Annotated in this window: 24 protein-coding genes and 2 pseudogenes; 11 read left to right on the plus strand and 15 right to left on the minus strand. The window is 32.9% G+C overall.

The window, feature by feature from the left end; all coding sequences use genetic code 11:
* The first annotated feature begins 351 nt into the window (after positions 1-351).
* The gene (locus CN946_RS11570) at positions 352-1,077 is read left to right on the plus strand and encodes a YwaF family protein (RefSeq protein WP_098861257.1); all 726 of its coding nucleotides are present in this window, start codon (positions 352-354) and stop codon (positions 1,075-1,077) included.
* A gap of 138 nt (positions 1,078-1,215) precedes the next feature.
* Positions 1,216-1,575 (plus strand): YgzB family protein, encoded by a 360-nt coding sequence (locus CN946_RS11575; protein ID WP_091023209.1) that lies wholly within the window; start codon positions 1,216-1,218, stop codon positions 1,573-1,575.
* 41 nt (positions 1,576-1,616) lie between these two features.
* On the opposite strand, the gene CN946_RS11580 is transcribed toward CN946_RS11575, so the two are convergent.
* The 7 genes and pseudogenes from CN946_RS11580 to CN946_RS11605 form a co-directional block, all read right to left on the minus strand.
* Positions 1,617-2,054, minus strand: coding sequence for a Fur family transcriptional regulator (locus CN946_RS11580; protein ID WP_025672070.1), 438 nt, complete (start codon positions 2,052-2,054; stop codon positions 1,617-1,619).
* A gap of 327 nt (positions 2,055-2,381) precedes the next feature.
* Positions 2,382-2,846 (minus strand): thioredoxin-dependent thiol peroxidase, encoded by a 465-nt coding sequence (bcp, locus tag CN946_RS11585; RefSeq protein ID WP_098861258.1) that lies wholly within the window; start codon positions 2,844-2,846, stop codon positions 2,382-2,384.
* Between the two features lie 23 nt (positions 2,847-2,869).
* The gene (locus CN946_RS11590) at positions 2,870-3,277 is read right to left on the minus strand and encodes a potassium channel family protein (protein WP_056468366.1); all 408 of its coding nucleotides are present in this window, start codon (positions 3,275-3,277) and stop codon (positions 2,870-2,872) included.
* A gap of 52 nt (positions 3,278-3,329) precedes the next feature.
* Positions 3,330-4,115 (minus strand): ABC transporter permease, encoded by a 786-nt coding sequence (locus CN946_RS11595; RefSeq protein ID WP_069035236.1) that lies wholly within the window; start codon positions 4,113-4,115, stop codon positions 3,330-3,332.
* Between the two features lie 3 nt (positions 4,116-4,118).
* Complete coding sequence (locus CN946_RS11600) at positions 4,119-4,910, minus strand: ABC transporter permease (protein ID WP_056468360.1); 792 nt, start codon at positions 4,908-4,910, stop codon at positions 4,119-4,121.
* Positions 4,903-5,040, minus strand: a pseudogene (locus CN946_RS24100) (daunorubicin ABC transporter ATP-binding protein); the annotation flags it as partial. The pseudogene CN946_RS24100 and the gene CN946_RS11600, both read right to left, overlap by 8 nt.
* Positions 5,041-5,126: 86 nt before the next feature.
* A pseudogene (locus tag CN946_RS11605) lies at positions 5,127-5,916 on the minus strand (ABC transporter ATP-binding protein); the annotation flags it as partial.
* 273 nt (positions 5,917-6,189) lie between these two features.
* On the opposite strand from CN946_RS11605, the gene CN946_RS11610 reads away from it, so the two are divergent.
* The 3 genes from CN946_RS11610 (at position 6,190) to CN946_RS11620 (ending at position 13,412) form a co-directional block, all read left to right on the plus strand.
* Positions 6,190-7,491, plus strand: coding sequence for a glutamate-1-semialdehyde 2,1-aminomutase (locus CN946_RS11610; protein ID WP_098861260.1), 1,302 nt, complete (start codon positions 6,190-6,192; stop codon positions 7,489-7,491).
* Between the two features lie 95 nt (positions 7,492-7,586).
* Positions 7,587-11,978, plus strand: a complete 4,392-nt coding sequence (locus CN946_RS11615) for a glutamate synthase-related protein (protein WP_098861261.1) — start codon at positions 7,587-7,589, stop codon at positions 11,976-11,978.
* A gap of 336 nt (positions 11,979-12,314) precedes the next feature.
* On the plus strand, positions 12,315-13,412 hold the full coding sequence (locus CN946_RS11620; RefSeq protein WP_098861262.1) for an FUSC family protein: 1,098 nt from the start codon (positions 12,315-12,317) through the stop codon (positions 13,410-13,412).
* A 569-nt stretch (positions 13,413-13,981) separates the two neighbouring features.
* On the opposite strand, the gene CN946_RS11625 is transcribed toward CN946_RS11620, so the two are convergent.
* The 4 genes from CN946_RS11625 to CN946_RS11640 all read right to left on the minus strand — a co-directional run bounded on the left by CN946_RS11625 (position 13,982) and on the right by CN946_RS11640 (position 17,365).
* The gene (locus tag CN946_RS11625; protein ID WP_098861263.1) at positions 13,982-15,742 is read right to left on the minus strand and encodes an ABC transporter ATP-binding protein; all 1,761 of its coding nucleotides are present in this window, start codon (positions 15,740-15,742) and stop codon (positions 13,982-13,984) included.
* A 95-nt stretch (positions 15,743-15,837) separates the two neighbouring features.
* Complete coding sequence (ntdP, locus tag CN946_RS11630) at positions 15,838-16,368, minus strand: nucleoside tri-diphosphate phosphatase (protein WP_088014823.1); 531 nt, start codon at positions 16,366-16,368, stop codon at positions 15,838-15,840.
* Positions 16,369-16,497: 129 nt separating this feature from the next.
* The gene (locus tag CN946_RS11635; RefSeq protein WP_025671838.1) at positions 16,498-16,755 is read right to left on the minus strand and encodes a YgaB family protein; all 258 of its coding nucleotides are present in this window, start codon (positions 16,753-16,755) and stop codon (positions 16,498-16,500) included.
* 307 nt (positions 16,756-17,062) lie between these two features.
* Positions 17,063-17,365 (minus strand): gamma-type small acid-soluble spore protein, encoded by a 303-nt coding sequence (locus CN946_RS11640; protein ID WP_098861264.1) that lies wholly within the window; start codon positions 17,363-17,365, stop codon positions 17,063-17,065.
* A gap of 130 nt (positions 17,366-17,495) precedes the next feature.
* On the opposite strand from CN946_RS11640, the gene CN946_RS11645 reads away from it, so the two are divergent.
* Complete coding sequence (locus CN946_RS11645) at positions 17,496-17,720, plus strand: hypothetical protein (protein WP_098861265.1); 225 nt, start codon at positions 17,496-17,498, stop codon at positions 17,718-17,720.
* A 53-nt stretch (positions 17,721-17,773) separates the two neighbouring features.
* Here CN946_RS11645 and mutY read toward each other — a convergent pair whose 3' ends face one another.
* The gene (mutY, locus tag CN946_RS11650) at positions 17,774-18,871 is read right to left on the minus strand and encodes an A/G-specific adenine glycosylase (RefSeq protein ID WP_098861266.1); all 1,098 of its coding nucleotides are present in this window, start codon (positions 18,869-18,871) and stop codon (positions 17,774-17,776) included.
* An 86-nt stretch (positions 18,872-18,957) separates the two neighbouring features.
* Here mutY and CN946_RS11655 point away from each other — a divergent pair, with 86 nt between their 5' ends.
* Complete coding sequence (locus CN946_RS11655) at positions 18,958-19,935, plus strand: metal-dependent hydrolase (protein ID WP_098861267.1); 978 nt, start codon at positions 18,958-18,960, stop codon at positions 19,933-19,935.
* 47 nt (positions 19,936-19,982) lie between these two features.
* Here CN946_RS11655 and CN946_RS11660 read toward each other — a convergent pair whose 3' ends face one another.
* Positions 19,983-20,261 carry a YfhJ family protein gene (locus CN946_RS11660; RefSeq protein WP_098861268.1) on the minus strand — a complete coding sequence of 93 codons (279 nt, stop codon included), beginning with the start codon at positions 20,259-20,261 and terminating at the stop codon, positions 19,983-19,985.
* A gap of 120 nt (positions 20,262-20,381) precedes the next feature.
* Between CN946_RS11660 and sspK the strand changes: the two genes are divergently transcribed.
* A complete protein-coding gene (gene sspK, locus CN946_RS11665; protein WP_082459389.1) occupies positions 20,382-20,537 on the plus strand; it encodes a small acid-soluble spore protein K in 156 nt (51 codons plus the stop codon).
* Between the two features lie 17 nt (positions 20,538-20,554).
* Here the strand turns inward: sspK and CN946_RS11670 are convergent, their stop codons facing one another.
* Together CN946_RS11670 and recX are read right to left on the minus strand one after the other, a co-directional pair.
* A complete protein-coding gene (locus CN946_RS11670; protein WP_056468329.1) occupies positions 20,555-20,878 on the minus strand; it encodes a YfhH family protein in 324 nt (107 codons plus the stop codon).
* A gap of 207 nt (positions 20,879-21,085) precedes the next feature.
* Positions 21,086-21,901: a recombination regulator RecX gene (gene recX, locus CN946_RS11675; RefSeq protein ID WP_098861269.1), complete on the minus strand. Its 816-nt coding sequence runs from the start codon at positions 21,899-21,901 to the stop codon at positions 21,086-21,088.
* A 79-nt stretch (positions 21,902-21,980) separates the two neighbouring features.
* On the opposite strand from recX, the gene CN946_RS11680 reads away from it, so the two are divergent.
* The 3 genes from CN946_RS11680 (at position 21,981) to CN946_RS11690 (ending at position 24,904) form a co-directional block, all read left to right on the plus strand.
* On the plus strand, positions 21,981-22,877 hold the full coding sequence (locus tag CN946_RS11680; protein ID WP_098861270.1) for a TIGR01777 family oxidoreductase: 897 nt from the start codon (positions 21,981-21,983) through the stop codon (positions 22,875-22,877).
* An 18-nt stretch (positions 22,878-22,895) separates the two neighbouring features.
* Positions 22,896-24,026, plus strand: a complete 1,131-nt coding sequence (locus CN946_RS11685; protein ID WP_098429174.1) for an amidohydrolase — start codon at positions 22,896-22,898, stop codon at positions 24,024-24,026.
* Between the two features lie 317 nt (positions 24,027-24,343).
* Positions 24,344-24,904, plus strand: a complete 561-nt coding sequence (locus CN946_RS11690) for a GNAT family N-acetyltransferase (protein ID WP_098429175.1) — start codon at positions 24,344-24,346, stop codon at positions 24,902-24,904.
* Positions 24,905-24,912: the final 8 nt, after the last annotated feature.

A 24,912-nucleotide genomic window follows, 5' to 3' on the forward strand; every position in this document is an offset into this window, starting at 1 on the left:
TAGTTTTCAAAGTTCACTTCGTCGCGTCATTAGCAACTTATTCATATTAACATTCTCATAAGAGCCTGTCAACATTTTTTGAAATCTTTTTTCTTTCGACGCCGTTATCTCTTGGCGACATAGAATAATATAACATCGATAAATCACAGCGTCAACACTTTTTAAAAGTTTTTTGCAAAAAAGATGAAAACACTTTTCTAAAAAGAACACACATGTATTTGGACATATAAAAATTAAGTCATAATACTTTAATACAAACAAGCTGAATAAACTTAAAAAAGTACAATAAAAGGATCCTAACAGTAGCGAATTGTTCAATATCATCTATCCGATTTGAGAGAGGTGTAATTAATGAATGGTTTCGTATTGTTTTCAAAGCAACATATTATTACATTATTAATCATTCTCCTCCTTCTTATCTGTTTGTTTTACTTCAGAAATTTAATAAACAATAAGAAAAAAGTAGATTTATTCATCCGCACTCTATTAATCGTCTCTATGCTTACAGTTGAATTTCTACTATATGGATGGCTTATTAAAACGAACCAGTGGGATTGGGGCGATTCATTACCTCTCCAACTATGCGGAATAAGTATGTATCTATGCTGTTATACACTCATTACAAAAAATTATAAAGTTTATGAGATCATCTATTTTTGGGGATTAGCTGGGGCTATCCAAGCTGTACTTACTCCAGATATTAAATATAGCTTTCCTCATTTTAAATATATACAATTTTTCACTACTCACGGAGGAATCATTATTTCTATTTGTTATATGACATTTATCTTTGGATATACTCCAACTCTCCGTTCAATACTAAAGTCCTTCCACTATATAATTTTATTGGCTATACCTATTTATTTACTGGATTATGTCATAAAAGGAAACTACTTATTTTTAAGGGCTAAACCCGCTGGGGCAAACTTGCTAGACTTTTTTGGGCCATGGCCATATTACTTAATTGTATTAGGCTTAATTCTTATCCCCTATTTTTTGATTTTATATCTCCCAATTCATTTTTTTAACAAAAAGCTGAAGATAAACCCAGTACCATCTGATCATACTATCAATTAATTAATGTGTGAATGTCCTGTATTTAACTTAAGTTCAGTATTCATCAATAGCATTAAATAAGTTCGAATTGTTTTCCATGTTAGCACTAACATTTCCTATCTCATTTATGCTATATTTACAATGAATGGGGTGGACAAAGTGGCAAAAAAGAAAAGTAGTAAAATTAATAATATAAGAACGTTTGCACTTTCATTATTATTTATTGGCTTCATCATTATGTATGGTGGTGTATTTTTCAGAGAGCATAAGATTGTCATGACGATATTTATGCTTGTAGGATTTTTAGCGATTATTGGTAGTACAGTTGTTTATTTTTGGATCGGAATGCTGTCTACAAAAACAATTCAAGTCATCTGTCCGAATTGTAACAAAACGACTAAAATGCTTGGTAAAGTTGACATCTGTATGTATTGTAATGAGCCACTTACATTAGATCCTTCATTAGAAGGAAAAGAATTTAATGAAAAATATAATAGCAAACGAGATGCTAAACAATAGCATAATAAATAAAGCACATTACAATTATGTAATGTGCTTTATTATGATAATGTTTTTTCTTTACATTTAGGACAAATACCGTATACTTCCATTCTATGATTGGTTACTTCAAATCCCGTTTCCTTTTCAACATAAAGATTGATTCCTTCTAATCCGTCGTAATGAAAGTCATTCATTTCACCACATTTTTCACAAATAATATGATAATGATCAGTTGTTATATAATCAAAACGACTAGAAGAATCACCAAAGTTTAATTCTTTAACCATTCCTACTTCACGTAATACTCTGAGATTATTGTAAACTGTTGCCACACTCATATTTGGAAATTTTCCCTCAAGTGCTTTATAGATTTCATCAGCAGTTGGATGTGTTCCACTTCCTATTAAATATTCTATAATTGCATGCCTCTGAGGTGTAATACGTACGCCGCTATTCTTTAAATGTAAAATTGCATCTTGAATATTTTCCTTATGCAACGCCGCTCTCCCCGTTTCTATAAATAGTTCCAAAATTAATTACTTATTATTAGTTTATTCAACTGCAAGAATATTTGTCAACTTTTTAAGAATTTCTTAAAAAAATTAGTCACTGCTTGTATTCCATATACCAAAACAAAAAAAATGTGCGAGAATTCTCTCGCACTTCAATATGCTATCATCTGAGGAGGTATGCCCTATACTTCAATATATTCTCTAAAGCAATATAGGTATAGACGAAAAGCTCGATTATTTTAGATAAAACGATTCTTTCTCAAAAAAACTTAACATAAATCAAGTTAATTGATCCAAATAGTTTGTACAATTTTAAGATCGACTAATTACACTATAAACATCTTCAACGTGATTCTTTACTCTAACCTTTTGCCATACATTTTCGATACAACCTTCTTCATCAATTAAAAATGTTGTACGTTCTATCCCCATATATTCCTTACCAAAATTATTCTTTAATTTCCATACATCATATAACTTTGCAACTTCAGTATTTTCGTCTGAAAGTAATAAAAATGGTAGCTGATGTTTTTCTATAAATTTTTCATGTCTTTTTATAGGATCAGGACTTATTCCTAAAATGACAGTTCCACTATTCATAAACCTTTCATATGAATCTCTAAAGTCACAAGCTTCCGTAGTACAACCTGGTGTCATATCCTTTGGGTAAAAATATAGAACTACTTTTTTACCTCTAAAGTCTGATAAAGTTACATCTTCTCCATTACTTGCTGGTAAAGTAAATTCCGGTGCTTTGATTCCAATTTCAACAGTCATAATAATCTCCTTAATCATAAATATTAACGTTCTTCTTTAAATACTTGTAAAACAAAAGCCGCTGGCATCGTATAACCGATGAGCGCTTCAACCATAGCAACCCATCTTCCGATCCCCACTGGTACAATATCCCCATAGCCTACAGACAAAAGGGTGATTGCGCTAAAATATAAGCATAACCCCATTATATTGTAATTAGTCCCTTCAATAGGAATAGAATGCTCAATTAAAATTGGATGTGGCCCTCGCTCTAGTATAAAATACACTGCGCTAAAGCCTATAAGTACCGTTCCATATATTAAAAATAAAAGAATGTAATTATTAATTGAAATAAGACTTTTATTAACTTTTGTAGTTGAAGTATTCCATAAATACACTAGACTATACAAAATCGCAAATATAGAAATAAAAAAGAAAAAAGCAGTTCCCATTCCAATCACCTCATTTCAATTTATGAAACAAGCTATTGAAATAGAATACTGCTTAGTTACCCGCACCTTTATATTTTTTTACACCTTGATTCCAAATTAGAACAGATATAACAAAAACAACTAATCCCATAACAGGCGTTAAGAATGAATAGACATACCATTCGCTTCTACGTAGAAAATAAGCAGCCGGATAAACACCAACAAATGCAAATGGTAAAATCCATGTTAATACAAAGCGAATGATTGGATGATAAATATTAATCGGATAACGACCATAGTTTCCTATATTATACATTAGCGGCATAATAGAAGTTCTTGCATCTGACCAAAAACCGATACTTGCTAATGCGATAAAGATTCCAGCATAAACAAACATTCCACCAAAAGCCATTAATAGAAATAAAAATGGATCATACCAAGTGATTGAAAGTCCTAATTTAAAACCTGCATAGATCATAATAATCAATCCAGTAATAGCACCTAGTAACGATTCTAACTCCATTTTCTCTAAAACTACTTGAAAAAGACTATGAATTGGTCGGGTTAAAATACGATCAAACTCTCCCTTTACAATGTAACGATCATTAAAATCCCATATATTAAAAAAAGAACCAAAAAGAGCAAACGGAACTAAAAAGAAACCATATATGAATACAATTTCGTCTCGGTTCCATCCTTCAATAAGTGAAGTATGATTGAAAACTAATAATATAAAAATTAAATTTACAGCCTGAGCCATCAAATCTGATAAAAATGATAAAAAGAAGTTTGCTCTATATTGTAATTTCGTTTTTAAATATTGACCTGAATATTGAAGAAATATATTTAAATAAAACATTCTTTAACCTCCTTGTATAACAAGATGCTTTTTAGCTTTATACCATATAAGAGTAATAGGGATGCATAAAATAATGATCCAAATTACTTGAAATAAAAGGCCTCTTAAAATCAATTCACCTTTTATGCCTTGAGCAAAAATCATACTAGGAATATAGCTGATCCCTTGAAATGGTAAGTACTTCATTACATCTTGTGCCCAAACCGGAAAGAATGTGATCGGAATCGTTAAGCCTGAAAATAAATCAATGATGACACGTTTAGCTTGAATAAATCCCATATTATTTTGAAGGAAGAATGCCATTAAACCTGTTAATAAATTCAATTGTGTATTAATTGCAAAACTGAAAATCGAAGCAATTAAAAATAAACCTAAAGTTTTTAAATTAAATGAAACATCTAAACGAAAAATTAAAGCAACTATAATAAAGCCTGGAATTGAAAAGAAAAAGAATCTGAAAATCCCCTCACCTAACCCCTGCATCACTTTAGTAAGTAAATAGTTATAAGGTCTAATAAGTTCTATTGCTACTTTACCTTCTACAATTTCTTCAGCAATTTCACGGTCAAGATTATTAAAATAAAACGCCCTTGCCATCCAAGCAATTGCTACATAAGTAGTCATCTGGTTTACTGAAACACCTTGAATTGATCCTTGGTGACCATAGATCGCTTTCCATAAAAAGAAATAAGCACCTATATTAATTGTATAAATAACAATCCCGGTGTAATAATTTGTACGATATGCTAACATCATTAAAAAACGGATTCGAATGATTTCAATATACTTACTCATTACTAATACCTTCTTGGTAGATATTTCGTATAATTTCTTCTGTAGAAATTTCTAACATCTTCATATCTTTTACGGGATTTGATTGAACTACTTTTGCAATAATCATAGAGATAAGTGTTTCATCATTCGGTAATGTAACACTCCAAATATTTTCGCCTTCTTCTTCTTTCCATTTTACATCAGTTCGTCCGATTAATTCATTTAATGTAGTATGATTTACTGGCTTAATAAACTGGAATTGAATTTCTTTCTCTTCGCCCCATTGCCCTTTTAACTGTTCAAGTTTTCCATCATAAATGATTTTTCCTTCATCTAACATAACTACACGATCACATAATGCCTCTATATCAGAAATATCATGGGTTGTTAAAAGAATTGTTGTGCCATATTTTTGGTTTAATTCTTTTAAAAACTCGCGAATTTTTAATTTTACTAATACATCTAATCCAATTGTTGGCTCATCTAAAAATAATAAAGGTGGATTATGAATTAACGCAGCTGCTAATTCACATCTCATTCTTTGACCTAAAGATAACTTTCTTACAGGTTGATCTAATAAAGGCTCAATATCCAAAGTCTTTATGATATAACCCATATGTTCTTCATATTGCTTATCTGGTATTTGATAAACCTTTTTTAGTAATCGAAATGATTCTTGTACTGCAATATCCCACCATAATTGAGATCTTTGCCCAAATACGACACCTATTGATTTTACAAAACGCTCTCGATCCTTTTGAGGGTGGTAACCATTAACTGTCACATCTCCAGAAGTAGGCGTTAGTATTCCCGTCAACATTTTAATTGTAGTCGACTTGCCTGCACCATTCTCCCCGATATAAGCCATCATTTCACCTTTTTTTACAGAAAAGCTTATATTATTAACGGCTTTTTTTGTTCTATAGTTTCTTGTAAACAAATCTCTAAATGCACCTTTTACACCAGAGCGACTCAAGAAAGTTTTAAATTCTTTGTGTAAGCTTTGAACTTCAATTATGTTTTCCATAAGATTGCCTCCATTTTTTATTCCGTCGCTTAGTGTATTTGAAATACGAACTAAGTACAATAAAAAAGTACTAAAAAGTAGTTTCCAATTTTTTTCGGACTATTTTTGTGAAAAATATAGATTCTACAAAATGTTCAAATTTCTTTTCAACTTGTAAAGGCTTACATTTACCACACGCTAAAATTTCGTGCTAGAATGTAATTTAACCACATAAATAATGTAAAGATGCCGGTTAAATTCTTTCATTTTTTTATCAATAATGGGAGGTACTCCATGAATAATCAAAAGTCAATTGAAATACATAATGAAGCTTTAGAACACATCGTTGGAGGTGTAAACAGTCCTTCAAGATCGTTTAAAGCAGTTGGTGGCGGAGCTCCTGTCACAATGAAGCGTGCAAAAGGCGCATATTTTTGGGATGTTGATGGCAATCAATATATAGATTATTTAGCAGCATACGGTCCTATAATCACTGGCCACGCTCACCCACATATTACAGCTGCAATCACAAAAGCAGCAGAAAATGGTGTCCTATACGGTACTCCTCATGAACTTGAAGTACAATTTGCCAAAATGCTAAAAGAAGCGATTCCTAGTATGGATAAAGTCAGATTTACAAATTCAGGTACTGAGTCCGTAATGACAACTATTCGTGTAGCGAGAGCATACACTGGTCGTACTAAAATCGTTAAATTTGCTGGGTGCTATCATGGTCATTCAGATTTAGTACTTGTTGCTGCAGGTTCTGGCCCATCTACTCTTGGTACTCCTGATTCCGCTGGTGTACCACAAAGTATAGCTAATGAAGTGATTACAGTTCCATTTAATGACATTGAGGCATATGCAGAAACAATGGAAAAATGGGGTCATGAAGTAGCTGGTGTACTTGTTGAACCAATCGTCGGTAACTTCGGAATCGTTGAACCGCAAGAAGGATTCCTAGAAGCTGTAAATGAAATTACGCACAATCATGGTGCATTAGTCATTTATGATGAAGTAATTACTGCCTTCAGATTTATGTATGGAGGAGCACAAAACTTATTAGGAATTGAACCAGACTTAACAGCTCTTGGTAAGATTATAGGCGGTGGATTACCGATCGGAGCTTATGGTGGTAAAAAAGAAATTATGGAAACAGTTGCCCCACTTGGTCCTGCATATCAAGCTGGTACGATGGCAGGTAATCCAGCATCAGTTGCAGCTGGTATTGCATGTCTTGAAGTATTACAACAAGAAGGTGTCTATGAAGAATTAGATCGTCTAGGTGCTATTCTTGAAAATGGTATTCAAGAAAAAGCAGATGAGCACAACATCCATATAAAAATCAATCGCTTAAAAGGTGCTTTAACAGTTTATTTCAACGTTGACGAAGTAACGAATTATGAAGAAGCAAAAGAATCCGATGGAGAAGTTTTCGGTAGATTTTTTAAACTTCTATTAGAAGAAGGTATTAATCTAGCACCATCAAAATATGAAGCTTGGTTCTTAACTACAGCTCATACTGAACAAGATGTTCATCAAACTATTAACGCTGTTGGGAACGCGTTCCTAAAATTATCTACGATTAAACTATGATATATCTGAGGTCACTACAACTTGAAGTGACCTCTATTCATACATAGTTAATTCTGAATAATCAATTTTTTTACCATAAAATAGGAGGTAGTTAAATGAAATTTCAAACGAAAACAGAATGGTCACCAGGTTTATTTAGAGATTATTATAATAACGAACATGATGCATGTGGGATCGTTGCCTTTATCAATCGTTCGATAACTCAAACAAGAGATACGATCGATATTGCTGCCGAAAGTTTACGAAAGATGAATCATCGAGCGGGATTTACGAACGGTGAAGGTGATGGTGTAGGAATTCAGACTGACATCCCTACTCTGCTTTGGCAAGAAAAACTTACATCTGTAGGAATTAGTCCAGAAGTTGTTTCACACCCTTCATTTATAGTGGGACATTTCTTCTTAGATGAAAAATCAGAAATACAAACATTGCTCCAAATTTTTGAAGAAAATGGTTATGAAACTTTATATCATAGTTGTAATCAAACCTTTACTTCAGCACTTGGTCCGATCGCTCAAGCAGTAGAACCTGAGTTCTTACAAGTAGCTTTACTCCCAATTAAAAATCACCAAAGTACCACTCTGTTTGATTTAACAAATATTATTAGCAAAAAAACAAACGTAACTGTTGTCTCTCTTAGTCAATCAACTTGTGTTTATAAAGTAATGGGAACAATCGATACTTTATTGTCATACTATTCAGATTTACAGCAGCCTAATTTTCAATCATCTGTTGTTGTAGGTCATAATCGCTACTCAACAAACACATCTTCTTCGTTTTCAAGAGTTCAACCATTTAGCATGCTGGCACATAATGGCGAAATTAATACAATCGAACAATTAAGAATTGAAGCAAAACAAATTGGCGCAAATATTAAGCATGGAAATAGTGATTCACAAGATGTAAATATAACACTTGAGACACTTATTTATAAATATAACTACTCTTTGAAAGAAGCAATGGAACTGTTATTCCCACCTGTACCTGCAGAATATGAAGCAGATCCAGAAGTAAACTCCATTTACAATACGATTCGGAGTACATTCGGTCCATATTGTCAAGGTCCCGCAGGTGTACTTACAAGAGAAGGAAATGAATTTGTTGCTAGTGTGGACGCTTTAGGTTTACGTCCTGTTTGGTTACTTGAAACAACTGATTATTATGTATTTTCATCCGAGCAAGGCATCCTTTCTCCAGAATTATTTATATCTGAGCCACATGCTCTTTCGCCTGGAGAAAAAGTCGGTATTAATTTATTAAAAGACCGTGCTCAACTATTAACACACCGTGAATTAACGCATTTCGTTACAACGAAATTAAACGAAAAATTAACAATGAATCTAGCAAATAAAGAAGCAAGTTCAGCTGATTACGTTGAACACTCACCTCCTTCAATTCATCCGTTTGAATATGGAGCTTTTGGATGGCAAAAGGAACAAATCCAATTAGTTGAACAAATGGCAGAAAAAGGTGCAGAACCTATTCGTTCATTAGGGCATGACGCACCACTAGCATGTTTAGATGAAGCTAGAAAAAATCTTTCTGACTTTATGAAAGAAACAGTTGCAGTAGTAACGAACCCTGCGATCGATCGTGATCGTGAAACAGAGCATTTCTCTATTTCTGTCATATTAGGAAAAAGGCCATCCATTACAAAGAAAGATTCAGGCATTGTTCTACAACTCCCTTCTCCGATATTAGGTGATGGTTTTGTAGGAAATACGTTAAAAGCTAGTCGTCAACAAATTTCGTATGAAGAAATTCTAAATCTATATCAATTAGAAAATAAACTTCATACAATTCAAAGTACATTTTCTAATTTACCTTTAGAAGAAACGTTGTCCCAATATAAATACGAAGCAGTAGAAGCTGTAAAAAATGGTGCAGAATGTATTGTTATTACCGATGATGAAGCTCATAAAAATAATCAATACTGGATTGACCCGGCTCTCATTACAGCAATAATCCATAATGGACTTGTGAATGCTAAGTTAAGAAGAAACTGTTCGATTGTCTTAAAGACAGCTGCAGTTCGTAATCTTCACGATTTAATGGTAATGAAAGGTTTAGGAGCGGATGCAATTAATCCTCATTTCCTTTTTGGAACAATTTCAGAATTGGAAGCTCCTGAAAAAATAGTAAAACTTTATGATGTTTTAAATAAAGGTATCGAAAAAGTTATTTCAACAATAGGTATGCATGAGCTACGAGGCTATGCAAAAATGTTCAGTAGTATTGGTTTACAAGAAGATATCGCTTCGTCTTTAGGCGTTATAAATTTCTTCGGTGATCAAACCGTTTCTGGATTCAAATTATTAGAGGCTGATTCGAAAAAACGATCTGAAGATTACAACGCAAATAACGCAGCTATGCCAAAATCTTTCCACGTATTCCCTCGAATTTGGAAAGCTATTGGAGAAACGGCACAAACAGGTAGTTATGAAACATACCGTCAAAAATTAAATCAAATTGAAGAAGAACGACCAACTACAGTACGTCATGCGCTTTCTTTAGTGGAAAGTAGTAAACCAGTTGATTCAAGTCAGGTTTCATTAGAAATAGGTAGTCACTCACTACCATTTATTATCAGTTCAATGTCATTCGGATCTCAAAATGAAGTTGCTTTTAGGGCATATGCTGAAGGTGCAAATCGACTGAATATGATTAGCTTAAATGGTGAGGGTGGAGAAATCCAAGATATGATTGGAAAATATCCAAACACTCGTGGACAGCAGATTGCTTCAGGTCGATTCGGAGTTAATGCTAATTTACTTCACTCATCTAACTTAATTGAAATTAAAATCGGTCAAGGTGCAAAACCTGGTGAAGGTGGTCATTTACCTGCTTCAAAGGTTACACAAAAAATTGCGGAAACGAGAAATGCAACACTTGGTTCTGATTTAATTTCACCTTCAAATAATCACGATATTTATTCAATTGAAGATTTAGCCCAAATGATTAGTGAAATTAAAGCTGTTAATCCAAAAGCAAAAGTTGCTGTAAAAGTCCCTGTTGTTCCTAATATCGGCACAATTGCTGTTGGTATTGCAAAAGCGGGTGCAAACTTTATCAATATTAGCGGTTTTGATGGAGGTACTGGTGCTGCCCGTGTTCATGCAATTCAAAATGTAGGTTTACCAGTTGAAATTGGTGTTCGTGCAGCCCACAATGCACTACTAGAATCTGGTTTACGTAATTCTGTCGAGATTTGGGCTGATGGCGGAATGAAAAGCGTAAATGATGTAGTAAAAATGATGATTTTAGGTGCAAACCGAATCGGATTTGGAACTTTATCAATGATTGCAATCGGTTGTACGACATGTCGTGGTTGTCATTTAGATACATGCCACGTCGGTATTGCAACACAAATCGAATCAGAAATTGAAGCAATGCGTCACGGTTTACGAAAATTCACACCTAGACAACTAGAAACAGCAGTAACAAATTTAGTACAATTCTTCACTGCATTCAAAGATGAATTGCAAGTGATTGTTGGTTCATTAGGAGTAAAAAATGCTCAAGAGCTTGTTGGTAAAACTGAATTCTTAAAACAAACAAGATTTTTAGATACGCTAAGTTTAACTAATTTATTATCTACTAATAAAATTGAGGATAAAGAATATGTACTTTCGAATGGAGAATCTGCTAAAGTACTTCAAAGTAATGACGTTGGAGTTTATTCAAAGGTTGACAATGAATATCGCCATGCCGGCAGTTTACTAATCCATGACCTAGTAGTAAAAAAACAAACGCAAGGTGGAGCTTCCCCTGTCGAGATTAGCTTCGAGGATCAATCCATTCCTGGAAATGGCTTAGGAACCTATACAGTAGAAGATTATTCTGTATTCGTTCAAGGCGGAGCTCAAGATGGTGTAGCAAAAACTGCTTTTGGTGGAACGATTTTTATTAGTAAAGCTTTAGGTGCTAACGAACAATACTTTGGTGGTTCTGTCGGAAAATGCTTTGCGTATGGAGCACAAAAAGGACAATTCTTTATCCAAGGTAACGCTGACTCGCGAGCAGGCATTCGTTTATCAGGAGCAGATGTTGTAATTGGTGGCCGTAATCAATCTAGCCAACCTATTTCACAGAAAACTCGCCTTGGTGCAAAAGCAAATATAAACGGTTTTGCTTTTGAATATATGACTGGTGGTCGTGCAGTTGTTCTAGGAGATCCAGGTCCATGGATGTGTGCTGGTATGACTGGCGGAGTAATTTATGTTCGAAACTCATCTGAATTAGGCCTTACTAAGGAAGCTTACCAAAATCGAATCGCAAAAGGTGCAAGCGTAAGTATTGTACCTATCGATGAAACTGGTAAAAACGATCTAAATGAACTGTTAGAACAATATATCTCACTTTTAACTCAGCATAATCAGAATGACGAAGCTGAATTTGTTCAAAGTTTATTAGACGACGTCGAACTAAACTTCTTACAAATTAAACCTAAAAAAGAACAAGCGGATCCGTCTGTTTCAACTGAATGATTTTATAAAAAAGAAGCGAAATATTTCGCTTCTTTTTTCATTATTTAGGAGTAAAGCCCTTTCATTTTTAAGTTCGAAATCTTTTAATTTAACTAATAATTTAATCTTTTTCCTCATTCATATAATTAACAAAATTTCTTAAAAAATTGTATTGATAATGCGTGTAGTTCATTGTATAGTTACAGGATGTTACATGAGAAAATAATAAAAGTTACTTTAAATTGAAGCAATTTTGAAAAACACTCGATGTAATAAATAGTAGTTTAGTAGTAATATAGTTAAACGTTCATATTTCATTACAAGCTTTAAGCTAGACAAACAAAAAGGAGTAATACAATGAGATTAGGAGCGCGTGTTCTAAAAACTGGTATAGCTATTACGCTCGCCATTTATAGCGCGATGTTTTTTGATTTATCAACTGCTTCGATTGCAGGTATCTCTGCTATTTCGGCATTAAAATCATCAGTAAACCAATCATATAAATCGTTAATTGAACAACTTCAAGCTAACTTGATTGGTGCGATACTGGCAATTATTGCAGTGATTACTCTAGGGAATAATCCAGTAATTATAGGATTTACATGTATTCTCGTGATTCTCATTACATTAAAACTAAAACTCGAAAATACAATTGCTACAACATTAGTTACTGTAGTCGTTATTATGGAAGTAAGTACAAGTACCGAACACTTTGCCATTTTTACTTTCGATCGTATTTTGGCAGTAACAATTGGTGTTTTAGCTGCATCATTTGTAAATATTTTCTTAATGCCACCAAATTATGAAAAAAAATTATCTCGTGGCATGATTTCGATTACTGAACAAACAAATAAATTAATGATGATGGCTCTACACAAAACTGTTAGCCATAATGGTTTAAAAGATGAAATTTATTCATTAAAAGAAATCATGAGAAATGTTACGAAAATATATCGCTTATACAAAGAAGACCGAATCATTCTTGTTGGTCGTAAGAAAAAAGAGCATGAAAAAGCTCGTAAAATCGTATTGTTTAGACAAATGCTTGTCACAGCCGATAACGCATTTGATACGTTAAAAGCTTTAAACCGATTAGAATATGAAATTAACGCATCTCCGAAAGAGTTCCAAGATTTAGTAAAAAATGAACTTACATGCTTAATGCAATTTCACGAACATGCTTTAATGAAATTAATCGGAAAAGTAAACTTTGATCAAACTGCTCCACTTCATAAAGAAGAAAATATATTAAAAGATAAATTAACAAAGGCATTCTTGGACCACCATGATCTTAATGACGAAGAAAAACAAAAAACATGGTTACATTTATTCCAAGTAGTATCTGCCATTTTAGAATATAGCGAAAATGTTCAACATTTAAATACACTCGTTGATAGCCATCAAACTTATCACAAAGAATACCAAGTTCAAGTTGAACAGGTTGAAACAATGTAAAAGCCTCCGAATTGTGGAGGCTTTTTATTTTGGAAATATGTAATTAGGGTATCTCGACAGCGTTCTTTATTTGATGCTGAAATTTTCAATCCTTGCCATAGATAATTAGCCGATTTTTGATCAATTGGAAAGAAATTAGGGCAATATTGCTATTTTCCCTACAGAGAGTATCTATTTTCGAGCGATCATTCCGTTAAAATACATTAACCGGTATGGGTAATTTTTTATCTTATTTGCGATTCTTGGAATTTTAATTGCAGTTTTGCTGATTTTATTTGCGGTTTTCATATTTTAATTGCGGTTCTGCCAATTTTATTTGCGATTTTCGAATTTTATTTGCAGTTGGCTGTTTATTTGCAACTTGTCCTTGTTTATTTGCACACTTAATTCACTTATTTGCGTTCTCCTCATGCTTATTTGCAGTACAGATTTATTCGCAACTACTCTTATTCTTATTTCACTTATTTGCAGTACCCATTTAATTTGTCGCTACTCTTCTCCTTACAAGCCGTATTTACACTTACTTCTTCAAATAAAAAAAGCACAAAGAATTTCTTTGTGCTAATCCTCTATACCGAACTCGAGCTAGTTTCTAAATTTTGAATTTCAAACAAATGATAGTAAGCTTCTTTTTTAGCCATTAATTCCTCATGCGAACCAATTTCGACAATACGACCTTGATCAATATAAACGATTTTATCTACATGTGTAATAGTAGATAATCTATGTGCAATAAATATTGTTGTACGGTTCATTGCTAGTTCATGAATCGCGTCTTGGATATACCTTTCATTTTCTAAATCAAGAGCTGAAGTAGCTTCATCAAATATTAGAATAGTAGGATTTCTTAAAAATACACGGGCAATTGCTACACGTTGTTTTTGACCACCAGAAAGCTTTACTCCTCTTTCCCCAACAAGCGTGTCATATCCATCTGGTAAACTCATGATAAAATCATGTGCATTTGCTGCTTTAGCAGCTGCAATAATTTCTTCTTCACTAGCACTCGGATTTCCATAACGAATGTTCGATTTTACCGTATCACTAAATAGAAAATTGTCTTGCAAAACGATACCGATTTTTTCACGCATACTTTTTAAATCAAAATCCCTTATGTCGACACCGTCAATTTTAATAGACCCTTTTGTTACGTCATAAAAACGTGGTATTAAACTAACTAACGAAGACTTTCCACCACCGCTCGATCCAACCAATGCAATCTTTTGACCTGGTTCAATTTGAAAAGTTACATCTTGAATGACCTCATCATCAACAGCATTATATTGAAAAGATACGTGATTAAAGTGTATTTGACCATCTAACTTCTTTGCATAAATTGGATTATCCCGGTTAACGATGTCATACTTTTCATCCATTAATTCAAAGACACGATCCATCGACGCAAACGATTGTGTCAATGCTGTTGAAGAATTAGCTAATCTTCTAAGTGGATCATATAAACGATCAATATAGCCAACGAATGCTACCATCTCACCAAGAGTTAAGTGACCATGTATGACTTGATATGCAGAAAAACCGATTATTAATAATGGTCCAATATCAGTTAATGTATTAATAATTGTAAACGTTCTCGCATTCCAGCCTGTATGTTTAAGAGCACGATCTAAAAACTCACCATTTTTTTCTTTAAATAGTCCGCTTTCATAATCTTCCAAGGCAAAACTACGTGTTACTTGCATCCCCTGAATTCTTTCTGTTAAGAACCCTTGTAAAACAGCTAAAGCTTGAGATCTTTGACGAGTCAAAAATCGAAGTCGACCGAAAAAGTACTTTACTGCTAATGTATAAAATGGCAAAACGATTAATGATACAAGCGTTAACTTTACATCCATTGTTAACATGATTGTAACTGTGATTAAGATTGTAATTAAATCTAACCAAACATTCATTAACCCAGTAATAACAAAGTCTTTAGTAGATTCAACATCATTTATTACTCGTGAAATGACTTCACCTGTTTTAGCATTAGCATAATATTTTAAGCTGAGTTTTTGTAAATGTTTAAATAAATGATCTCTAATATCAAATAAAATTCGACTACCGATATATTGAGCATAATACTGTCTGAAATACTCAATAGGTGGTCTTACAATAACAAAAATTCCAACTGCAATTAGCATGATGTAAATAAGATGTGAGCTTTTAGTTGCAATTGGTATTGATGAATTAATGATATTATCAACTACATATTTTAATAAAAACGGTAATATCAATGGGATTCCAAATTTAACGATACCGACCGCAATCGTTAAAAAAATATGAAATCGATATGGTTTAACAAATTTTAAATAACGTTTAATACTTCCCATATTTTCATCCTTTCATATCATCCAAAAAGAAACTGTTGAGCAATCTTTTTGAGATGATTGATTCTCAAAAGACTAATTCCGCTCAACAGTTTCGATTAATCACGATACATTAAGAATCGTTCATACCAATTATCAATAAAATCGGTAGCAAACGGCCCTTTTCGTTGATGAATTAATTCCTTTAAATAACCTAAGTTCTTTTTTAAGATTGGGTCAATAATAGGAGGATAATTCATTATTTGTCGATGATTCTCATATTCATCTTCATCTAACAGCACGTAAGTCATGTCTGGAAAAACTTTAATATCTAGATCATAGTCAATATACTTAATGGCACCATCTTCAAAGACGAATGGTGAGCTAATATTACAGTAATAATAAACTCCATCTTCTCTAATCATTCCAATGACATTAAACCAATAATCCATATCAAAGTAACAAATTGCTGGCTCTCGTGTAACCCATGTTCTACCGTCCGATTCAGTTACAAGCGTGCGATCATTTGCGCCAATTACTAACTGCTGCGTCCCTTTTAAAATGGTTGTCTCTTCCCATATACGATGAATATGTCCATTATGTTTGTAACTATGTATCTGTATTTTTTCTCCTGGTTTGGGAACGTTCATTATTTCTCCCTTCTTTCTAGTGTGGACGCATTTCAACACTTTATTTATACTTTACACTTCTATTATAACTAGTTCTTATCCATTTTTAAACAAAAGGGAGTTTAATTTGGTAAAATGCCCCATTGTTTTTTATTTTAATGCAATTTTCCTCTCATCCGAGAAAGATTTAATAATTTGCTGTGTTTGTATTAAAAAGGTGTCTTGGATAGCTTTTAATTCAGATCTCATTATATGTATTTCATCTTGGATAGAAGACAATTTTGACAAATCCTCTAATTCAAATAGTTGGTTTTCAATTTCTTGACATCGTTCAATTTCTTCTTGAATCTTTATTAACTGATCCATTGTTTCAAGCTGACGACTTACCAATTCATCGAATACTTGCATACCATTCACCATCCTTATTTCATTATTACACTATTTCTTGAAAACTAACATAATCCCTTTGACTACATTTGACGATATTTGACTATTGAGAAGAAATTAATAATTCTATGTGGATTTAAAATGTTGGACTTAAATTTCACGTAGGTAAAAGAGCACCCTTAATATAAGGGTGCTCTTTTTGAACGTTCTTTATAACAACTAGACTGCATGATCTCTCATCAGACAGGAAGATGAATATAGAAAGTAAATTACTTTACTCACTAACTCTCATCAACAGCGCACTTCTAGTAATTTTCTCTTTAGTTAATTATTGTTGGTTTTGTTGTCCAAAGTTGCCAGAAGAAGATTTTTGTGCAGATTTTGCATTAGCTTCTCTTACAGCTTGAACATCAGTTTCACTTGCAAACTCTTGTCCAAAACTTTGGTTTTGTTGTCCAAAGTTTTTAGAAGCAGCTTTTTGAGTAGATTGTGCGTTTGCTCCTCTTACAGCTTGAGCATCAGTTTCACTTGAAAACTCTTGCCCAAAACTTTGGTTTTGTTGTTTAACTTTTCCAATGTTAGTTCCAGATGCTGTTTTTCCAGCATTGAATTGATTGTTGTTGTTGTTCATGATTTATCACCTCCACGAATAATATGATGTCCATTAGTCGGAGTAATATGTAAAAAACTTTACTTTATTTTTTTGTTTAATGAACTGTTCGAGTGGAAAACTATGAGAAGAAATTATGAGGAGGTTTTTTATGTACGTTGGCAGAGATCTTTCAGAATTATCAATGACTCCAAAAACTCAGTGGAAAGATAGTGAATTGGAGTACTATCATCATTCATTTCAGCAAATTACTGGTTATTTAAATATTGAAGGTAGCACAATGCAAAAAGAAATAATAAAAGAAATTGAATCACGTGGCGGTCTTCATAGAAATGAAGCAGACTGGGCTAGTGGTACCCGCCCTACTTTTGACTAAAGTGACTCTTAAAGCACAAAAACCCCAACTCTTTGTTGGGGTTTTTTGTTTCATTACTGAAGCTTTTCGATTTGCTGATATATTTTTTGATGAACTACCGGAAACGGGAGCTCTTTACACTCATCTAATGTTACCCATTTCTGATTACTTGATAAACTACCTTCATTTATTGCTTCTCCAACATATACCTCCATTTTCCATACAAGATGTGAAAAAACATGTTCAATATTAAATTGATAAGATAACCCTTCAACTACTAATTGAGATTCTTGATTTAAGAAAAAGCTAAGTGTATCACTTTTTGATAACATCGTTGATTGTAATTCAGCAGTTGGAAACTCCCACATATTAGCAAGTAATCCACTAGAAGGTCTTTGTTGAATTAAATATTGGTTATTTTTATTCTTAATGACACCTACTGCTAAATTAACTGGTTTAGGTGCTTTCTTTTTACTTTTTATCGGTAACTCAGTAACAACTCCAGTTTCAAAAGCTAAACATTGTTCCCTCACAGGACAAAGTAAACATGCTGGATTTGTTGGCGTGCATATTAATGCGCCTAACTCCATCAAACCTTGATTAAAGGCAGATGGATCTTCATGACTTATTAAAGCTCTTACAGCTTGTTCAAAAATTTTTCGGTTTTTAGGAACACCAATGTCCTCCCAAATTGTTAATATTCTAGATAATACCCTCATTACATTCCCATCAACCGCTGGCTCTGGTTTACCGTATGCAATACTAAGGATCGCTCCAGCAGTATATGGTCCTACACCTTTTAATTTGCTAATTAATTCTGGCGTATCTGGTACTTTTCCTGAATACTCTTCATGGACTTCACGTACAGCCGATTGCAAATTTCTAGCTCTAGAATAATAACCAAGTCCTTCCCATGCTTTTAGTACTTTTTCTTCTTCGGCATTAGCCAAGTCAGTAATAGTAGGGAAATTTTGCATAAACTTATTATAAAAAGGGATTACTGTATCTACACGTGTTTGTTGAAGCATTATTTCTGAAACCCATACTCGATATGGGTCTTTATTCTTTCTCCAAGGTAAATCTCTCTGTTCTGCTAAAAACCAATTAACTAAATTATTTTTAAAGTCATTTTTGGGGAAAACTTCTAATGTCGTATTTAAATCATTATTCATAACTTATACCTTTCTCTAACATCTATATGTTTTTGTTAATAGTCAATACTATAAAAATTAAAAGGGTAAGTAAAGGGAGGAACTAAATGGATACTGGTACTCATCTTGTAATGGGATTTACACTTGGCGGATTAGCAACCCTGAGTCCAATTGTCCTACATGACCCACATTTGACAAACTCACTCTTATTAACAACAATCATCGGATCACAATTACCAGACAGTGACACGATATTAAAATTAAGAAATAACGCAAAATATTTAAAACATCATCGTGGAATTACGCACTCAATTCCAGCAGTCATTTTATGGACATTATCACTTTCTGCACTTATGACATTATTTAACAATAGAGAACACTTTGGACTCTATTTATTCTGGTCCTTCCTGGCAGTAAGTGTACACGTATTTGTTGATTTATTTAATGCCTACGGAACCCAAGCACTAAGGCCTTTTTCAAAACGCTGGATTGCTTTTGGCATCATAAATACTTTCGATCCAATTATTTTTGCAATCCATTTAGTTGGAGTTCCATTTGTTATTTTTCATTTTAGAGCCGGTCCAATCTGTGTCATGCTCTATTTCATTATGATTTTTTACTATGCGTTTAGATATCGACAAAAACAAATCGTCATTCAAACAGTCACAAAAAAATTACCTGATGTAAAACGTGTCTATGTTTCACCTTCTATAAAATACACTCATTATCATATTGTAGCAAGTACAGATTCTCATCATTACGTTGGTAAAATAAAGAAAAGAATCTTTAAAATCCACGACGTATTTAAAAGAATCCCGTTACCAGTAATTGAAGACGTAAAAGCAGCCTTTAAGGATGAAAACGTTAAATCATTCCTTGCATTTTCACCAGTTTATATTTGGGAATTGATTGGACATGACGACCATAAAGAATTAAGATTAATCGATCTAAGGTACAGGACCGAAACATACTACCCATTTGTTGCAGTAGTCAAATTTGACTACGAACATAATATTATCAGTTCCTTCACAGGCTGGATCTTTAGTGAGAAAAAATTACAGAAAAAACTAAAGGCGGAATCTTGAAAAACCCAAAAATAACCCTTAGCAATTTTTTGCTAAGGGTTATTTAATTAGTGAAGAAGATTATCCTTTTCTTTCGTTTCTATAATTTCTAATCCTGGTGGCTTTGCAATTTTTATATCTGTTTCATGCAAATATTTTCCATATTGGAAAATAAATTGTTGAACAACTTTTTTAGACATTTGTTCTCCATAATATTCTCCAGCTTTAGCATAAGTTGCTTCAAAATCTTCCCATAGCCATTCAACCCAAATTTTTGCTTGTGAGTATGTTAAATGACTATTTTCTTTTAGTAATAGCTCAGTTAATTGCTCTAAATATTTCTCCATAAAATTACACCTTCCAATTTTTAAACATTAATTATCATCATATCTAAATTCAAAATGGTCATCATATTGATGATGGTTTATTTCATCAATTAGTATTAATCACTAGGAGGGATTTTTAAGATGACAACAAAAAGTGAACGTTTTTCAAAACAAAAGCATGATATGGCTATTGATGGTAATATAGATTACAAATCACAAAATGCCTCTATCCGTCCAAATGGGAGCATTAATACAAATCCACAAGATCGTATGGCAAAAAGTAATCGTGATGAATAGAAATTTAACCAGGGTTTTTACATCCCTGGTTTCTTTAATAATGCGATTGGGATTCCTATTTCTTCTTCACTAGTGCTTTTATGACCCCAAGCAAATATACCATTCATATATGTGATCATAAATAATACACCAGGTTCTTCAATTAATTCATATTGCTCGCCAGGAATAAATTGACTTACGTCTAATAAATATGATTGAGCCATCGTTTTTTTACGAAGTATAACTTCAAGTTCATTGATCATATCCATTTGTTCAGCTTTTCTAGCTTGATGATTCAAATTGCTGATTTCTTGAACTAATTCATCTTTCGTTAAGTCACTATATCGTTTTGGAATTTCCATTTTAAGTCTCCTCTAAATCATTTAGATATTTTATTATATCAAGCTAATAACAGACAACCAATTAATTTAGTTTCAGACTGTCGACAAACGCTCGCCTTTCTGCGGTGCTCATTTCCGTCTAGGGTAAATTCGCGCCTCGACAGACAAGCGCTTGCAATCAGTCTTTAAAATCAATTTTTTTAAACTTTGTCCATATACTCAATTAATTTAGTATTCTTCCTCTTCTAAAATTAAAATTGCTTTTCCAATTAAATCAATTGGGAAACCTTTTCGAAATAATACTGTTTTCATTTTTTGAGTATATTCCCAGCCACTTAATTTTTCATATTTCTTTTTCGCTTTTCTAGCATGTATTAATAGAGCTTGTAATTCTTCATCTTCTTCACTTTCATATTGTGTTTCTTCAATTGCAATCGAAGTGATGTTTGCAGAATATCCTTTTCTTCTCAGAAGTTCTTCAAGCTTTGCCTTTTTTTGATTTGTTGAGTACTTCGAAAGTGCAGAAACTTTTTTTTGGCAGAGTGAAATAGCATGTTGAATTTGTTTATCTTTTGAAAATAAAATTAAGCTTTTCTCGATTACAGAATTGTGAATCCCTTTTGCTAGTAAATCATTCTTAATGATTGTTGGACCTTTCAATGTCGTATTAATAGACGTACGGACATAACTTTCAGCGTATTTTTCCTCATTAATATACCCTTCTTCTACAAGTCGGATAATTGTAGTTTGTATTGTATCAATTAAGAACTCTTGCTTTGTTAAATATTGTTCTATTTCTTTTTTTGTTCTCATCATTCGAGATAAGTAAACAATGCTAGAAAGATATGCCTTTCTAAGTTGATCGGCATTTAATATCTCTTCTAGTTCAAATAGCTCAAATGATTGTCCTTTTTTAATGTTAAATTTAACAAGAGTATCAGCGTCTACACTAAACGAATACTCTTCACCATTACCACTATCTGTATAAATATTAAATCGTTCTTTATTTAATTTTTGAACTTGAATTTTCGTAATTATAGACATAATTTACCTCAAAAGAAATTTTGTTTTTATGTACACATAAAAATAATAATATCATATTATGAATTAAGGAGATGCGTGGATGAAGATTCTTCTTACAGGCGGTACAGGGTTTATTGGATCTCAATTAATAAATGAATTTATTCGACATGAATTTCAATGTTATATTGTCACAAGAAATATAAGAACAACATCTAATCCATTTATTACTTATATTAATTGGGATCAATTAACCTCGAATTCTTTTGGGGAGTCCATTGATGTAGTCATTAATTTAGCCGGTGAATCAATAAACAGCGGTAGGTGGACTAAACAATTAAAAGACAAAATTCTACAAAGTCGTATAAAATCAACAAATATTCTAATTACATGGTTTGAAAGACAAGCCCATCGTCCAAACCTTTTTATTAATGCTAGCGCAATAGGGTTTTATGGAACCTCCGGGTCAATAACTTTTAATGAACATGACAAGCCTAATTCAAATGATTTTTTAGCATCAACTGTAAGAGAATGGGAAACTGTTGCCAGAAAAGCTGAAGAACTGGGAATTCGGACTATTCTCGCTAGATTTGGTCTTGTTTTAGGGTTAAATGGTGGAGCACTTCCAAAAATGATTTTGCCTTATAAATTATTTATTGGTGGTCCAATCGGAAAAGGTAACCAGTGGATATCTTGGATTCATGAAAAGGATGTTGTTGGACTAATACTTCATTCGATAAAAAATACCGAAATTAGAGGGCCAATCAATTTAGTGTCACCTAATCCAGTAACAATGAACGAGTTTAGCAAATCCCTTTCAGCAGCTTTACATCGGCCAAATATATTGAAAGTTCCAAATTTTGCCCTTCAATTATTACTAGGTGAAATGAGTATGTTAGTTTTAGAAGGTCAAAAAGTTATGCCTTCTAAAGCCATTCAAACTAATTATAACTTTCAATTCCCATCTTTAAAAGAAGCTTTACTGTTAACTTTAAATTAGTATTTGAAAGGATTTATCATGAATCTATTATTTAAAAATGCAACCATTTTTCCTATTACATCTCAAGTTTTATATAACCATGACTTGTTAATTGAAAATGGGAAAATTAAAGAAATTGCACCTGAGATTTTTTCGATTGAAGATCAAACAATTGTCATAGAATGTGCAGGAAAACCGCTTTTTCCGGGTTTTATTGATGTACACACTCACCTAGGACTATATGACGAAGGAACTGGTTGGGCTGGAAATGATGCGAATGAAACAATTGAAGTATTGACTCCACATATTCGATCAATGGATGGAATATTGCCACTTGATGTTGCTTTTACTGATGCGATCCAACATGGAATTACAACAGCTCATATTATGCCTGGTAGTGGAAATGTAATTGGTGGAACAACTTGTACAATTAAAACATATGGTAAAAGTGTCGATAAAATGATTATTCAAGAACCGTCTGGATTGAAAATCGCTTTTGGTGAAAATCCAAAAAGAACTCACAGTAACGGGAATAAAGAATCAATTACTAGAATGGGTATTATGGGAATGCTTCGTGAAGCATTCTATGAAGCTAAAAACTCGCATAACCCAGATGACTTTCGAATTTTACCAATTATTAAAGCTTTAAATAGAGAAATTCCAGTACGAATTCATGCTCATCGTGCAGATGATATTTTATCAGCTTTACGTTTTGGTGAAGAATTTAACTTAGATATACGAATTGAACATTGTACAGAAGGTCATTTAATTATTGACCATCTAAAGGATCGAAACCTTCAAGTATCTGTTGGTCCTACATTAACTAGACGTTCAAAAATCGAATTAAAAAATAAATCCTGGACTACATACAAAGCTCTTGCTGATATTGGGGTAAGTGTTTCAATTACAACTGACCATCCTTATACGCCAATTCAGTATTTAAATGTATGTGCAGCTATCGCAGTTCGAGAAGGTTTACCTGAGCTCGAAGCATTAAAAGCAATTACTATTAATCCAGCAAAAAATCTTAATTTATCTCATAGAATTGGTAGCTTAGAAATTGGTAAAGATGGTGATGTAGTATTATGGTCCCATCATCCGTTTCATTATATGGCTAAACCATTACTCACTGTCATAGATGGTAGAATTGTGTATAAAAATATCGAATAATTTTAGTTTGCAATTTGAACAAAATCGTTTATTATAGTATAGTAAGAACGTTTGCGGTAAATTAAATAGAAAGTGTGAAAACACTTTTCTTATATAGTATTTTAACGGGAAAGGCAAATGGTGAGCCACCAGTAAATCGCTGGTCCTAGTGGGTTCGATTCCCACCCCGAAATTTTAGGGTGCATTAAAAAATTATTCTTAATTTATTCATAATTAATGCACTTCACAGGACTTTAAATTTTATTGTTTAGTCCTCACAAAAATTTCGCGGGTGGCGTAACCTTCTTTCGCTACCCTTATTATGAGGAGGAGTAGAGATGCTGAAACAGCGAGATTTACAAGATTGTTCTGTACTTTTTGAACTTATGGTGCATCATGATGTCTTTCCCTTTGTGCGTCATAAAGCAAATTCGTACGAAGAATTTCTATTTATCACAAAGCAGGCAATCGAACTAGAAGAACAAGGAAAAATGATATCAAGAACAATCTTAGATGAGTGGGGTAACCCTATTGGTAACATTTCTTTACATGATATTGAAGATGGATATGGCTTTTTAGGAACGTGGTTAGGCAAACCTTTTCACGGAATGGGTTATAATAAACCAGCAAAAGACGCTTTCTTCCATGAGTTATTTCACGATTTAGGAATCAACTCTATTTTTATGCGTATTCGTAAAGTTAATAAACGCTCTTTTTATGCTGCAAGTAAACTACCATACGCATCATTAGCAAATGAATCACGTAAATGTTTATATGATGAAATTAATCAAAATGAAGAAATTTACGATTTATTTGAAATTACCAAAGACAATTATTTATTGCATACAATGCGTGAAGATTACCAACAACATGAAGTTACGCATTTAAAAGAAGCATAATTTAGTAT

The organism is Bacillus sp. AFS053548, from assembly GCF_002575105.1.
In the GTDB taxonomy this organism is placed as follows: domain Bacteria; phylum Bacillota; class Bacilli; order Bacillales; family Bacillaceae_G; genus Gottfriedia.